The organism is Bacillus sp. FSL M8-0256, assembly GCF_038005765.1.
GTDB lineage: Bacteria > Bacillota > Bacilli > Bacillales > Bacillaceae > Bacillus > Bacillus safensis.
Window position 1 is genome coordinate 2,179,167 of record NZ_JBBOTU010000001.1, and the last position, 13,738, is coordinate 2,192,904.

Here is a 13,738-nt window from a genome sequence, read left to right on the forward strand (position 1 = left end):
ACAAAAGGAGGTAGATTTCATGAAAAAGCAGCCAGCACCAAAAGAGCAAAAGCCAAAAGGGAAAGAAAACAGTCCAGATCAGCTTGATAAAAAGCTCGGCGGTCCTAATCGTCCATCAACGTAAAAAAAGCAGGCACCCCCTGCTTTTTATTTATGCAAAAAATAGTGCTCTAATGAGAAAAGAAAACGAAGCTGTCTTTTTTTATGGAAATACCAGTCGGTCAGATCAATCTGCTTTGGCAGCGGCTCTGCCTCAAATAAAGATGGACTCAATTTCTTTTGAAACCAATCTTCCCTTAGATCGTCTAATGAATGTGTCATCACCGGATAAACCGTCCGAAGAAAAGGTGTTGACCTTCTAGCGATCCCTAAAAACGGCTCAAAATCAAACCGAGACCCCGTATGCGGAACGGTATGCAAAAAATGATAAAAATCCGAAAACAAATCGGCTCGAAATAATAGTTTCGCTAGTTTTTTACCTAATGTAATACGTTCCTTTACATTGGAAAACTTCCGTATGGTTAAGCCGTACAAATGCCCGTCCACCGTTGGAAAAACAACGGTTTGGAAATGTCCCCACTCGCTGAAAAGATATTGAATCGAGCGAAAAACATTCTTTTTCAGAAGAGGATTTTGTATAATAGGAGATTGTATAGTATATTGTTCATTTATGATGAGTGCATAAAGCAGACGCTCTGTGTCACGCTTTAGCCAGAAACGTTCCCACTCAGCTCTCATAAAACGAGACACGGAGAAATAAGGCAGCAGATGAAACAAAGGTTTACTGCACCTTTTAGACCATTCATACAAAAGAAGCTGAGGGTAAGCATCCGAAAAGATCAGCCAATTCGCTCTTTCATATGCTGTGAAAAAAAGGTGCCCCTGCTGATCCGTTAAACCCGGATGGAAGAGCTCGCCCTTTAAATCTGTCATGGACCACCCAGCATTTCTCGAGACAAAGGAAGCGAGCAGCGACCATTTCATCTCTGGATGCCGGTCATAAAAGCGCTTGTAAGCATTTGTCCTCGTCAGGTTGTCTTTATTTTTTGCTTTCGTTTCACGCAAAATTTGCTGAGTGATGATGTGCTCTTCTTGGGACAACATGGTGATCTCTCCAATACAAAATGCATTAAAAGGAGGCTGAAACTTGATGATTCGGTATCCAAACGGAAAATCGTATCAGCCCATTCAACAAATTGGGACAAAAAAAAGAATCAGCGGCGAATCCTCTTATAGTAACCGCGGGATGACGCTTGAGGCTGATTTAAATGAAACGAACCAATACTATTTGGTCAACGGGATCGCAGTCATTCATAAAAAGCCTACCCCAGTTCAAATTGTGAATGTGGATTACCCAAAAAGAAGTGCTGCTGTCATTAAAGAAGCCTATTTTAAACAATCATCCACAACAGACTATAACGGGGTGTATAAAGGCCGCTATATCGATTTTGAAGCAAAGGAAACCAAAAGCACTACCTCGTTTCCGCTCAAAAATTTCCACGACCATCAAATTGAGCATATGAAACAGGTTGAAAAACAAGGCGGCATTTGTTTCGTTATTATATCCGCTTTTGGCTCCGTTTATTATTTGCCCGCTTCAGATCTCTTTTACTTCTGGGAGCGGCAGAAAAAAAACGGCCGTAAATCCATTAGCAAAGACGAATTAATGGAAGCTGGCCACATAATGACACTTGGATATTCGCCAAGAATTGATTATATTAAAGTAGTGGAGACACTTCATTTTTCGGATGAAAGCAATCAGCAATTACGTTCGAAAAAGGTTTAACACGAAAGGTTGAGATGTGATGTCTGATCAATTTACAAGTCGTGAACAGCGACGTAAAGCAAGTCAAGAAAACAATAAGAAGCAAAAGAACAAAAAAGGCAAAAAGAAAGCAGGTCTATTTAAAAAAATATTTTTATCTTTACTCGTGATCGGTCTACTTTGTTTAGTTGCCGGAATCACAACTTTTGCCGTTTTTGCATCAAGCGCTCCTTCTATTGATGATAGTAAGCTTAAAACACCATACTCTTCAAAGCTGTATGATAAAGACAAGAAAGTGTTTGCAGAAGTTGGTGCAGAAAAAAGAACGTATGTCTCGATAAAAGATATACCCGATGTGGTAAAAGACGCATTTATTGCGACTGAAGATGCACGTTTTTATAAGCACCACGGGATTGATCCAATCCGTATCGGCGGTGCCCTTGTCGCAAACGTTGAGGACGGCTTTGGTGCTGAAGGCGGAAGTACCATTACACAGCAGGTTGTGAAAAACTCCCTCCTAACCAATCAAAAGACATTAAAACGGAAAGTACAGGAAGTATGGCTCTCGATTCAGCTTGAGCAAAAATACTCTAAAGATGAAATTTTAGAAATGTATTTAAACCGGATTTTCTTCTCTCCTTATGCTTATGGAGTTGGGAAAGCAGCTGAACAATTTTTCGGAGTCACAGATTTAAATAAACTAACCGTTGCACAAGCTGCTACACTTGCAGGTATGCCGCAGAGTCCTTCTGCCTATAACCCAGTGAAACATCCCGAGGCAGCGGAAAAACGCCGTAATATCGTTTTAAGCCTTATGAAAAAACAAGGCTACATTTCAGAAAAAGAATATGACGTTGCAAAAGCAACCCCTGTCAGTAAGACAGTTGTTTCAGCTAGTAAATATAAGAGCCAAAACTCTAGTAAGTACTCTGCCTACATTGAAGAAGTGATGGAAGAAGTACAGAAAAAAGCCAAAGTGGATGCATCAACTGATGGATTAAAAATCTATACATCACTTGATCGAAATGCACAGGATCATCTAAATGATATCATCAATGGAGATTCAGTTGGATTTACGAAAGGGATGCAGGCGGGTGTGACCCTGCTTGATACGAAAAATGGTGAAATTCGCGCCATTGGCGGTGGACGTGATGTACCAGCCGGCGGATTTAACTATGCGACGGATGCAAAACGCCAGCCAGGGTCCACAATCAAACCGATCTTAGATTACGGCCCAGTCATTGAAAACAAAAAATGGTCAACATATCAGCAAATTGATGATGCACCGTATACGTACTCAGATGGTACACCGATTAACAACTTTGACAGAAGACATTTAGGTAAAATGTCGATGAGAAGTGCTTTGGCACAATCGCGTAATATCCCTGCACTTAAAGCATTCCAAGAAGCTGGTTCAGCCAATGCCGCTCAATTTGCTAATAATTTAGGCATGGACTTACCTTCTGATATTCCAGAATCTTATTCCATTGGTGGATTTGAAGATGGTGTGTCTTCATTAAAAATGGCAGGTGCATTTAGTGCATTCGGTAATAACGGATACTATAATGAACCGCACGCTGTTACATCTGTTGAATTTAATGATGGGACAAAGCTTGACCTTACGCCGGACTCAAAAGCAGCAATGAGTGATTACACAGCATTTATGATTACAGATATGCTGAAAACTGCTGTCCAATCTGGTACTGGTACACTTGCACAAGTACCGAACGTTCAAGTAGCTGGTAAAACAGGTACAACGAACTTCACACAAGATGTTATTAATAAACACAATATCCCTTCTGGCGGTGCGAAAGATTCGTGGTTTGTCGGTTATACGCCGCAATATACAGCAGCCGTTTGGACTGGAATCGGTAATTCAAAAGATGCAGACGGCAAAATATGGCTGAATGATTACGAGCAGCGTGTTGCCAAAATTGTCTTCCAACGATTGATTTCTCAAATTGATGATGGAAGCGGCTCATTTGAAAAACCAGACAGTGTCGTTGAAGCTACGGTTGAAAAAGGATCCGATCCTGCAAAATTAGCCGGACCGAATACACCAAGTGACAAGAAGACAACAGAATACTTTGTAAAAGGTACGGTTCCAACAAAAGTGTCTGACACTTTTGAGAAAAAAGAAGCCGATAAGCCTTCTGACTTAAAAGCGGTGTATGATGAAGAGAAAAAATCCATCACACTGACTTGGGGCTATTCTGACGACGCTGATGCTACATTTAATGTCAAGCAAGCGGTTGATAATGGCGGCTATAAAGATATTCAAAACAGCTCTGCTAAAGAAGCGGTCATCTCTGATGTGAAGCCTGGCTCCACTTATAAATTCCAAGTGACAGCCACTGTAGATGATGTCACGAGTAAAGCGGCTTCTACCTTCCTCACCATTAAGGATGACGCAGATGAGGAAGAAAAAGCGGATGATGAGAATAAAGAAGAAGAAGAACCGCAGAAACCTGACGACGAACAGACAGACCAAACAGACGATAACAAAAATCAGCCCCCTGGCACTGATGAGCAAAAGCCTGATGACAAAAAAGATCAAGATAAGGATCAGGACCAAGGTGGAAATACAGAAAACGGAAATAATGGTTCTTCAGAAAATGGCTCAGACAGTACAAATGGGAACAGCAACTCGCAAACTGATAATAAAGATAAAAAGAAAGATGATGAGAAAGCCAACTCTCAAAGTTCCAATTCGCAATCAAATGCTACTTCTCGAAAAGAAGATGAATAATGAAAAAGCACTTGCCTCCTATGGCAAGTGCTTTTTTTAACGCTGCTGTCTGATTTTTTTTAGTGCTTCATATTTTCCATACTGCTTTTTTAATTCCGTGTATAGCTCGTCCAATTGAATAAAGCAGTGATATTGAGTTGGTTTTAGCAAAATGAACTCTAAACGTTCCGTCCAATTAATCGGAGCAACAGGAAATGTCTCTTGCTTGATATGTTCCCATTCAAACGTTTGGACACTCTCCCCTTTGATCCAGTAAAACATCGCAATCATACTGACGATTCCTTGCAGCATATCATCTTCTTCACAGCGGGATTTTCTTGTTTGGAAACGAGGAAGCATTTTTTCTTTTAATTCGTCCCACAGCTCAAACATCACAGGAACAAATCCTTCCGTTTCCTGCCATGGAAACTCGTCTGTTAAAACTTCTGAAGATAGATCATATGCGAGCGGATTGGCTCTCAGTATATCTACTCGATCACCTTTAATCTCTACCTTTTTTTCTTTTAGCTTTTCGACATATGAGGTGAAAACAGCTGCCCCGCTCATGCCAGCTTCACCAATCCTTTTTTCAGCCTCTTCTGCCCTTCTCTGCACATATCAAGAAGTGGACACGATTCGCACTGCGGCCGCTGCGCCTTACAATGATATCTTCCAAAAAAGATTAGACGGTGATGCGTCACAGACCAATCTTCTTTTGGCACCTTTTTCATCAAGGTTTGCTCTACTTCAAGCACAGAATCCTTCCAGCGGCAGATGCCTAGACGCTTGCTGACTCGTTCTACATGTGTATCTACTGCTATTGCCGGTACTCCAAAAGCGACTGAAACGACAACATTTGCTGTTTTCCGGCCAACCCCAGGAAGCTTAACAAGCTCGTCCCGGTCCTTTGGTACTTCACCGCCATATTCTTCAATCAGCATTTTGCTCAACTTTTGAATGTTTTTAGCCTTATTTCGATAAAGACCAATCGAGCGAATATCTTGCTGGAGTTCTTCAAGCGGTACACTTAAATAGTCTTCTGGTGTTTTATATTTTTGAAATAACGTTTTGGTGACCTTGTTTACAAGCACGTCCGTACATTGAGCAGAGAGCGCAACAGCAATCACAAGCTCAAATGGGTTGGCATGAACAAGCTCACACTCAGCCTCTGGAAACATATCTCCTATAATATCTAAACACTCATTGATTTGTTTTTTTGATAACATGCCTTCTCCTTTATTGGTTATTGTTCCAGCCAATTATAAAAAGGAACTTGTCGTTTATAAGTGGACGTCTCTTCGTTTGAAGGTGGCGTTTTCTGCTGAGAACGGAAGTGCTGGCTATGTTCTTTTGCTTCTTTCGCTGTTTTCAGCCCTTTCTTTTTCCACTCAAATAAAATTCGATCAATATAACGGAAATTTAATTTCCCTGATAAAACGGCTTCTCTTAGTGCTAGCCGAATCATCTCAGCATCATGATGGTCTTGATCCATCCAGATCGAAAGTGTTTCTCCTTCAAGAGGTGACAGCGGTCTGCCGAATTCATCTTCAAATAAAGCATATAAAGATTTTTCAGCCTGCACCTGTTGTTTTTGAACTTCTTTCGCCTGTTTTGTTTCTAAAAAGTCATACAGCACGCCCCATAAAGGTTCTACTGAGTAACGGTCATGCTGAATACCAGACCTGTCTTCAAATGGCTGAATCGAGATAAATCCTTTTTGAATCAGATGCTGAACCATATACGCGCACTCTTCCGCTGAAATGGTCATGCCTTGAGAAAGCTCTTCAAATGTTTGAAAGAAAACGCCTTGTTCTTCATTCATTTTAATCTTGAGCATCACCATCATCTGTGATTCATTCAGTCCTAACTGCTCATAATGAGCAATCAGCAAATTAGGCAAACTTGTCGACCCCATTTGCTGCATATTAATAAATTGCTGCCTATTCATCGGATACACCTCTTCACTTTAAGTATATCACGTTTTATTTCACGTGCCTCTCTAAAAAGACGTTTGAAAAAGCCTCCATTTATTGGAGGCTTTCACGTCTTAAGGGTATAAACGGTTTAATAATCTTGGGAAAGGAATGGTTTCACGCACATGCGGCGCTCCGCTAATCCAAGCAACTGTACGTTCAAGTCCAAGACCAAAACCTGAATGCGGTACAGAACCGTATTGTCTTAATTCTGTATACCATTTGTAAGTTTCCTGATCAAGCCCATGTTCTTTCAATCTTGCTTCAAGAAGCTCTAAATCATGAACACGCTCAGAACCGCCAATAATCTCTCCGTAGCCTTCTGGTGCAATCAAGTCTGCACAAAGGACAACATCTTCACGATCCGGTGCTGGCTGCATATAAAACGGTTTTAATGATGTTGGGTAATGAGTGATAAACACTGGTTTATCATAGCTTTCGGCGATCGCTGTTTCGTGAGGCGCTCCGAAGTCATCTCCCCATTCGATATCATCAAAGCCTTTTTCCTGCAAGAATTTAATCGCTTCATCGTAAGTGATGCGCGGGAATGGTGCTTTGATATTTTCTAATTTTGCTGTATCACGGCCTAGTGTTTGCAGCTCCACTTTACAGTTTTCAAGTACACTTTGTACAACATGAGACACATAATTTTCTTGATACTCAAGGTTTTCATTGAATTCGACAAAAGCCATCTCCGGCTCGATCATCCAAAACTCAATTAAATGACGTTTTGTTTTAGATTTTTCAGCTCTAAATGTTGGGCCAAATGAGAATACTTTTCCGAGTGCCATTGCTGCAGCTTCCATGTAAAGCTGGCCACTTTGAGAAAGGTATGCATCTTCATCAAAATATTTCGTAGCAAACAGTTCCGTTGTGCCTTCAGGTGCACTTCCAGTTAAAATTGGCGGATCTACTTTCACGAAACCTTCTTGATGGAAGTATTCATATGTAGCACGAATAATTTCGTTACGGATTTTCATAATGGCATGCTGTTTTTTAGAACGAAGCCATAAATGACGGTGATCCATTAAGAATTCTGTTCCATGCTCTTTTGGTGTAATTGGATAATCTGTCGCTTCATGAATCACTTCAATGGATTTCACTTGCAATTCAAAACCTAGCGGTGAACGCTCATCTTTTGTCACTTGACCTGTTACATAGACAGATGTTTCTTGAGTGACTGATTTCGCAAGCTTAAAGACTTCCTCTTCCACTTCTGCTTTTACTACGACTCCTTGAATAAAGCCTGTCCCGTCACGCAGCTGCAAAAATGCAATTTTTCCGCTTGAACGTTTATTGGCAATCCACGCGCCGATGGATACTTCTTGATCGACGTGTTTGAACACTTGATTAATCGTTGTTTTCAACATAATTCCCTCCAAAGCCAGAAAGAAACTCACCTATTTGACAGGTGTGAATCTTTTTTCATACATTTTATTATAACCGTTCTAAATCAGCATGGTCAACGCAAGACAGGAGAAACTACGGTGTTAAATTTTTTTCCACGTGTCCTGTCGAGAAGTCGACATAGCTGAAGCTATATTGATTGTTTTCATTTAAGTATGTCACTTCCCAAAGAAGTACGTCACCTTCTCTCGCTAATTTGACTTCTTTTAGCTTAGAGACCGTGTTCTCCTTTTGAACGGCTTGTACTGCTTGATTCGAGGTAATGCCTTCTTTTGCTTTTTTTGCGATCACTTTTTCTTTTTTGCTGGCAGGAACCCAAACGTAGGTCGTTTCATTCTGTTTGTTTTTCCCTTCAACAATAAATTGTTTTTCTTTCCCGACAAAGGTTTCCACTTGCTCCACTTGTACGATGTTTGCTTGTTCTTTTGCTCGTTCGATCGCTGCTTCATGCCCTTGTTCTCTTTGTCCCATGGCAATTTGATAAATCCACGTAAAGCTGATGATGCCAATAAGCAGAACGAGAGCCACTACAGATGAAATAATCCAGACTATTTTTTTCATGTCAAGCTTCCCCTATGTGCGATATATCGTAAATACCGCTTGATTTTGGTCTTCTTGATCTAATGCTAATCCAAACATGAGATCTTCTCTTTTAAGCGTTCTGTTCAATAAATCAACAATTTTGTATAGGTCTTCTGAATGCTTAATTTGAACAGTTGAAAGTACCTCTATTTTACTTTCCACTTCTAATTCCTCCTCGGTACGTAAATATTGTTAGTCATACTTTTCTGCACGGGAACCGATACTATTTTTACAACGGAACACAAAAAGCCGTTACGATAAATTAACTCCAAACCCACACCAGCTAAAGGCCGCTTATGACAGCGGCTTTTCGTTGTTAAGGTTTTCTATATACGCCTCAAGTGACTCTTTTGACATCTCGTGAACCGGCGCATGAGGGAGTGATTCTAAAAATAGTTTTCCATATGAAGCTGTTTTCACTCGGCGGTCTAAAATCAGCAATGTGCCTATGTCTTTTTCAGAGCGCAGCAAGCGTCCAGCTCCTTGCTTAAAGGTTAACACAGCTTCTGGTAAAGCGACCGCTTTAAACGGATTCTTCCCTTGTTTTTTAGCTGCATCACATTTGGCTTCAATGAGAGGAGAATCAGGCGGCCTGAACGGAAGACGTGCCATGATGACTGTTGTCAGCTCTGAGCCCGGAAAATCAACACCTTCCCAAAAACTACCCGTACCAAGTAAAATGGCTTGTTTTGCTAATTTGAACATTTTCGTTAATTTTACAGGGCTTCCGCCTGTCAAACCTTGAGCAAAAAGGGCTGACTGCATCCCTTCTGTTTTTAGCTCTTCATAGACTGCTTTTAACATCTCATGTGAATTAAACAAAACCAATATTTTTGCATGCTGCTGCTTTTCCATAACCTTAATATATTGCGCAGCCTGCTTTACATAATCTCGTTCATCACGGTTTGTAATCGGCGGCATGTCTGCTGGAACAATGACCTTAAGCTGTTTTTCAAGTTCAAAAGGTGAATCAATTTGCACAAGATGAGGGTAAAAATCTTGCAGGCCAAACCGTTCCAAGCAATAATCAAAGCGATGATTGATGGTGAGTGTCCCTGATGTGAGGACAACACTCTTTTTGTTCATAAAGAAACGATCAGCCAAAAGCTCCCCAGTATCTAACGGCTGTGCATGCATAAAGACTGCGTTTTTGGCACCTTTTGCATCAATTTCAATCCAAACCGTTTCATCGTTTTTCGGTTCAAAGATAAACCGGTACAGTGTACTGCAAAAAGTATGCATAAACGACATGACTTGGTCGTATTCCTCTGCTTCAAAGGCAAAGTGTTCTGTCAGCTGATCACTTTTTTGAAGAAGCTCATTTTTTTGCTGTTCATACAGTTTCTCACAAGCAATTAACAAGGAACAAAGCTTACTTGCTGTTTCTTTAATCCGTTTCCACTGAGCATGCTTTGAATGATGACGTACTCTATGAATGAGACGATTGATGTCGGCTTTTGGTTTTGTCCTTTTCACAAATGAATGGACGGTGCTAAAGAAAGCGTCACTTTCCATTTGAAGCTGATTGAGATACTCATCCATTTCAATAAAGGTGTCTGTCTGTAACCCTGCATGATGAAATCTCTTTTTCAGTTTCTTTAACAGTCCGCCTTGCAAGGAGCCAAGCTGCGTTAATTTCGCGTGAAGCTGGATATAAGACGCACTATCCCCTAGTGTTTCATTGGCTGTTTTCTCAAATTGATGGGCTTCGTCTATCACATATACGTCAGCATGCTGAAAGATAGACGATGCCTCCGTTTGTGATAAAAGCAGACGATGATTCGTTAAAATTAAATCAGCTGTTCTTGCCCTTTTTTTGGCGCGCTCATAAAAGCAATACTCTTTAAAACGGCGCTTTTTCGATGTAAACGGCATATGCACACAGGAAATGCGGTCTTTTATATTGGCAGCTCCTGACGGTAAATTCAGTTCAGATAAATCACCTGTTTCTGTTACAAGGAGCCACATTAAAATTTGCGCCTTCGTTAAGACGACATCATAGTTATCATCTTCCTCATGAAGCACATGCTCAAACTTATCTAAACAAATGTAATGCGCCCGACCTTTAAATACACAGGCAGCAGGCTCAAACGGGAGCAATTGATTCAACATCGGCACATCGCGCTGAAGCATTTGCTGCTGCAAAAGTATGGAATATGTACTAATAATGACAGGTTTTCCTGATTTCCTCGCTTCTAGAGCTGCTGGTATGAGGTAAGCGAGCGTTTTCCCAATACCCGGCGCCGCTTCAATTAATGCATAGGCTCTTTCATGAAACACGTCTCTCACTTTATTCATCATTGTAAGCTGGCCTTCTCTTACCTCATAGCCTTCTACCGTTTGCGGAAGCTTCTTTTTGATTTCCTCAAACAGCTGTTCATCATCTTCACTTACTGAATGTGTCGCCCTGCTGATAGGATTGGTGACATCTTTTACAGCAAAAGAGCCGACTTCCACTAAAGAATCTTCCCGGCTAGCATGGCTTGTTTCAAGCTGCTTAATTAAAAGTCCTATATCACTTAGGAGATAAGAGGATAATCTGCGCAGCTGCTTCAGCACATTTTTCGGTGTATGTTTTAATTGATGTAATAAAGTTAAAAATAACATGGCAGTAACTTCCGCATCACTATCCGCCCTATGCGGGTGGTCATGTGGAAGCATGAGCTCTTCACTTAATTCAGTGAGCTTATAACCTTCAAGCTCAGGATAAAGAATTCTAGAGATCTCAACTGTATCAATTGCTAGCACATCCAGCTCATTTTTCCCGCATGCTTTTAGTTCATCATTTAAAAAATTCAAGTCAAAATGAACATTGTGCGCAACAAAATAAGCACCCTGTATGAGATCATACACCTCTTGGGCAATGTCCTCAAAAAACACCGCATCGTCAACCATGTGCTGCTGAATGCCTGTCAGCTGTTCAATAAATCCTGGGATTGCTTTTCCCGGGTTCACATATTTTGAATACCGTTCGACAATTTGTCCATTTTCAATGACCACCGCAGCTATTTGAATGATTTTATCACCCTTTTTAGGTGAATTCCCGGTGGTTTCAATATCAACGACAACAAACCTTTGATCGGTCATAAAATGGACACCTCAATTCCTCGTTTCACCCTGAAGTGAAACACGCTCTGGACAAAATAGATGAAACAGAACAGCCTCTCTTCTGAAACTGTTCTGTTTCCACGGAGCCTGCGTTATAAAATCGTTCTCGCAGGCTCTTGCCCAATCATTTGTTCAATTTGATTTTGTTTATTTAACACGACCACTTTTGGTGTATGTGTCTTAGCTTCTTCTTCTGACAGCATCCCATAAGCGATAATAATGACTTCATCCCCTGGCTGAACGAGTCTCGCCGCCGCCCCATTTAGACAAATGACACCGCTCTTTCTTTCGCCGGGAATAATATATGTTTCAAGTCTTGCGCCATTATGATTATTGACAATTTGTACTTTCTCATTTGCCATCATACCTGCCGCATCAAGTAAATCTTCGTCAATTGTGATACTTCCTACATAATGTAAGTTTGCTTCTGTTACCGTTGCTTTATGAAGCTTAGATGTCATAAAGGTTCTATACATGTTTTTCACCGCTTTCAGGAACATGGAAAATCACATTATCAATCAGTCTTGCCCGTGAGAATTTCACCGCAACCGCCATAATGACTTGACCTGCTAACTGCTGAAGCGGCTCAAGTTCTGGATATGAATAGATCTCAATATAATCTATTTCTCCGCACGTCTGAACAAGTTCCTCTTCAATCTGCTGATATACACGACTGACATCACGTTCACCTTTTTCAACAGCTGACCGTCCTTTTTTTAATGCGCGGTATAAAGCGGGTGCTTCTTGTCTTTCTTTTTCTGACAAGTACACATTCCTTGAGCTTTTCGCTAAGCCGTCTTCTTCTCTGACTGTCGGTACAGATACAAGGTGAAGATCAAAGAAGAAATCTTTGATCATCGCATCGATCACAGCGACTTGCTGTGCATCCTTTAGTCCAAAGTAGACATTTGTTGGTGACACAAGATGAAACAGCTTTGTGAGCACAGTGACAACGCCGTCAAAATGTCCTGGACGTTTTTTTCCGCATAAGACATCTGTCCGCTTTTGAACCGTCATCGTAATAGATGGTTCATTTTGGTACATTTCCTTCACATCAGGTGTAAATAAAATATCCACCCCTGCTGCTTCTGCCAGACGCTGGTCTCTTTCCATATCCCTTGGATAGGATTCAAAGTCTTCATTTGGTCCAAATTGCAACGGATTGACAAAAATACTCATCACGACAATGTCATTTTGACTTCTTGCCTCTTTCGCAAGCGTCAGATGTCCTTCATGAAGAAAACCCATCGTTGGGACAAAGCCGATGGAATGCTGTTTTTCTTGATGCTGCTTGATTAATTCTTTTAGCTCGTGAATATGGGTGACAACATTCATTTTTTGATTCCCCCATATAAGCCATCAAGGACTTCTTCTTTGATATGAAACGTGTGCATGTCCTCTGGAAATGTGCGTGCTTTTACTTCTTTCGTATATTGAATGAGCGCTTCTTCTAAAACAGTATCAATTTGCGCGTATTGTTTCACAAACTTAGGTGTTCTAGACACCCCGTATCCTACCACATCATGGTAAACGAGAACTTGTCCGTCTGCCTCAGCTCCTGCACCAATTCCGATCACAGGAATCTTCAGCATGTCGGTAATTCGTTTTGTCAGTTCGCCAGGTACGCATTCCAGCACAAGAGCGATTGCACCGGCTTCCTCACATTTCAAGCTGTCTTCAATCAATTTTTGAGCACTTTCGTGGTCTTTACCTTGTACTTTATATCCGCCAAGTACACCAACTGATTGAGGTGTGAGGCCTAAATGACTGACGACAGGAATTCCGCCTCTTGTTAGAGCTTGAATGGATTCAAATACTCCGTCTCCGCCTTCTAGCTTTAAGGCATCGGCACCACTTTCTTGCATGATGCGTGCAGCATTTTTCATTGTTTCTTCTAACGAATAATGGTAAGACATAAATGGCATATCAGTCACAACAAATGTGTCATTTGCGCCTCTTTTCACTGCTTTTGTGTGATGGATCATATCATCCAGCGTGACTTGAACTGTGGAATCTAGTCCAAGTACAACCATCCCAAGTGAATCACCAACTAAGATCATGTCGACTTCCGCTTTTTCCGCTTGCTTTGCAGCTGGATAGTCGTATGCGGTCAGCATCACAATAGGTTCGTTTTGTTCTTTCATTTTGAAAAAATCTAGCTTTGTCTTCATTTGT

At 41.0% G+C, this 13,738-nt stretch carries 14 protein-coding genes; 3 read left to right on the forward strand and 11 right to left on the reverse strand.

Translation table 11 applies throughout. The annotated features are described in order from the left end of the window. Window positions 1-19: 19 nt before the first annotated feature. Entirely contained in the window at window positions 20-124 is a 105-nt protein-coding gene (gene sspM, locus NSQ76_RS11035; RefSeq protein WP_024422772.1) for an acid-soluble spore protein SspM, read from the forward strand. A 23-nt stretch (window positions 125-147) separates the two neighbouring features. On the opposite strand, the gene NSQ76_RS11040 is transcribed toward sspM, so the two are convergent. Beyond that, window positions 148-1,104: a DUF2515 domain-containing protein gene (locus NSQ76_RS11040; protein ID WP_034623480.1), complete on the reverse strand. Its 957-nt coding sequence runs from the start codon at window positions 1,102-1,104 to the stop codon at window positions 148-150. A 46-nt stretch (window positions 1,105-1,150) separates the two neighbouring features. Here NSQ76_RS11040 and recU point away from each other — a divergent pair, with 46 nt between their 5' ends. Continuing rightward, entirely contained in the window at window positions 1,151-1,786 is a 636-nt protein-coding gene (gene recU / locus NSQ76_RS11045; RefSeq protein ID WP_024428112.1) for a Holliday junction resolvase RecU, read from the forward strand. Window positions 1,787-1,805: 19 nt separating this feature from the next. After that, on the forward strand, window positions 1,806-4,514 hold the full coding sequence (locus NSQ76_RS11050) for a PBP1A family penicillin-binding protein (protein WP_034623479.1): 2,709 nt from the start codon (window positions 1,806-1,808) through the stop codon (window positions 4,512-4,514). 36 nt (window positions 4,515-4,550) lie between these two features. Here the strand turns inward: NSQ76_RS11050 and NSQ76_RS11055 are convergent, their stop codons facing one another. The 10 genes from NSQ76_RS11055 to panB all read right to left on the reverse strand — a co-directional run bounded on the left by NSQ76_RS11055 (window position 4,551) and on the right by panB (window position 13,734). Next, window positions 4,551-5,060 carry a YpoC family protein gene (locus NSQ76_RS11055; protein WP_025093074.1) on the reverse strand — a complete coding sequence of 170 codons (510 nt, stop codon included), beginning with the start codon at window positions 5,058-5,060 and terminating at the stop codon, window positions 4,551-4,553. Beyond that, a complete protein-coding gene (gene nth, locus NSQ76_RS11060) occupies window positions 5,057-5,719 on the reverse strand; it encodes an endonuclease III (protein WP_024422776.1) in 663 nt (220 codons plus the stop codon). Before nth ends, NSQ76_RS11055 begins: the two co-directional genes overlap by 4 nt. A 17-nt stretch (window positions 5,720-5,736) precedes the next feature. Further along, window positions 5,737-6,441, reverse strand: a complete 705-nt coding sequence (locus tag NSQ76_RS11065) for a DnaD domain-containing protein (RefSeq protein ID WP_024422777.1) — start codon at window positions 6,439-6,441, stop codon at window positions 5,737-5,739. A gap of 99 nt (window positions 6,442-6,540) precedes the next feature. Then, on the reverse strand, window positions 6,541-7,833 hold the full coding sequence (asnS, locus tag NSQ76_RS11070) for an asparagine--tRNA ligase (RefSeq protein WP_152550501.1): 1,293 nt from the start codon (window positions 7,831-7,833) through the stop codon (window positions 6,541-6,543). 115 nt (window positions 7,834-7,948) lie between these two features. After that, window positions 7,949-8,434: a cell wall elongation/penicillin-binding protein regulator TseB gene (gene tseB / locus NSQ76_RS11075; protein WP_024422779.1), complete on the reverse strand. Its 486-nt coding sequence runs from the start codon at window positions 8,432-8,434 to the stop codon at window positions 7,949-7,951. Between the two features lie 12 nt (window positions 8,435-8,446). Next, window positions 8,447-8,617, reverse strand: coding sequence for a YpmA family protein (locus tag NSQ76_RS11080; RefSeq protein ID WP_065214698.1), 171 nt, complete (start codon window positions 8,615-8,617; stop codon window positions 8,447-8,449). 132 nt (window positions 8,618-8,749) lie between these two features. After that, window positions 8,750-11,542 carry an ATP-dependent DNA helicase DinG gene (gene dinG / locus NSQ76_RS11085; RefSeq protein ID WP_034623475.1) on the reverse strand — a complete coding sequence of 931 codons (2,793 nt, stop codon included), beginning with the start codon at window positions 11,540-11,542 and terminating at the stop codon, window positions 8,750-8,752. Between the two features lie 113 nt (window positions 11,543-11,655). Further along, on the reverse strand, window positions 11,656-12,039 hold the full coding sequence (gene panD / locus NSQ76_RS11090) for an aspartate 1-decarboxylase (protein WP_024422780.1): 384 nt from the start codon (window positions 12,037-12,039) through the stop codon (window positions 11,656-11,658). After that, window positions 12,032-12,898, reverse strand: a complete 867-nt coding sequence (gene panC, locus NSQ76_RS11095) for a pantoate--beta-alanine ligase (protein WP_034623474.1) — start codon at window positions 12,896-12,898, stop codon at window positions 12,032-12,034. Before panC ends, panD begins: the two co-directional genes overlap by 8 nt. After that, entirely contained in the window at window positions 12,895-13,734 is an 840-nt protein-coding gene (gene panB, locus NSQ76_RS11100) for a 3-methyl-2-oxobutanoate hydroxymethyltransferase (protein ID WP_034623472.1), read from the reverse strand. Before panB ends, panC begins: the two co-directional genes overlap by 4 nt. Between the last annotated feature and the right edge of the window lie 4 nt (window positions 13,735-13,738).

Coding starts and splice junctions, on each gene's coding strand:
- panD (WP_024422780.1), bottom strand. CDS start 12,039: ATGTATAGAACCTTTATGACATCTAAGCTTCATAAAGCAACGGTAACA.
- recU (WP_024428112.1), top strand. CDS start 1,151: ATGATTCGGTATCCAAACGGAAAATCGTATCAGCCCATTCAACAAATT.
- NSQ76_RS11040 (WP_034623480.1), bottom strand. CDS start 1,104: ATGTTGTCCCAAGAAGAGCACATCATCACTCAGCAAATTTTGCGTGAA.
- nth (WP_024422776.1), bottom strand. CDS start 5,719: ATGTTATCAAAAAAACAAATCAATGAGTGTTTAGATATTATAGGAGAT.
- dinG (WP_034623475.1), bottom strand. CDS start 11,542: ATGACCGATCAAAGGTTTGTTGTCGTTGATATTGAAACCACCGGGAAT.
- sspM (WP_024422772.1), top strand. CDS start 20: ATGAAAAAGCAGCCAGCACCAAAAGAGCAAAAGCCAAAAGGGAAAGAA.
- tseB (WP_024422779.1), bottom strand. CDS start 8,434: ATGAAAAAAATAGTCTGGATTATTTCATCTGTAGTGGCTCTCGTTCTG.
- panC (WP_034623474.1), bottom strand. CDS start 12,898: ATGAATGTTGTCACCCATATTCACGAGCTAAAAGAATTAATCAAGCAG.
- panB (WP_034623472.1), bottom strand. CDS start 13,734: ATGAAGACAAAGCTAGATTTTTTCAAAATGAAAGAACAAAACGAACCT.
- NSQ76_RS11055 (WP_025093074.1), bottom strand. CDS start 5,060: ATGAGCGGGGCAGCTGTTTTCACCTCATATGTCGAAAAGCTAAAAGAA.
- NSQ76_RS11065 (WP_024422777.1), bottom strand. CDS start 6,441: ATGAATAGGCAGCAATTTATTAATATGCAGCAAATGGGGTCGACAAGT.
- NSQ76_RS11050 (WP_034623479.1), top strand. CDS start 1,806: ATGTCTGATCAATTTACAAGTCGTGAACAGCGACGTAAAGCAAGTCAA.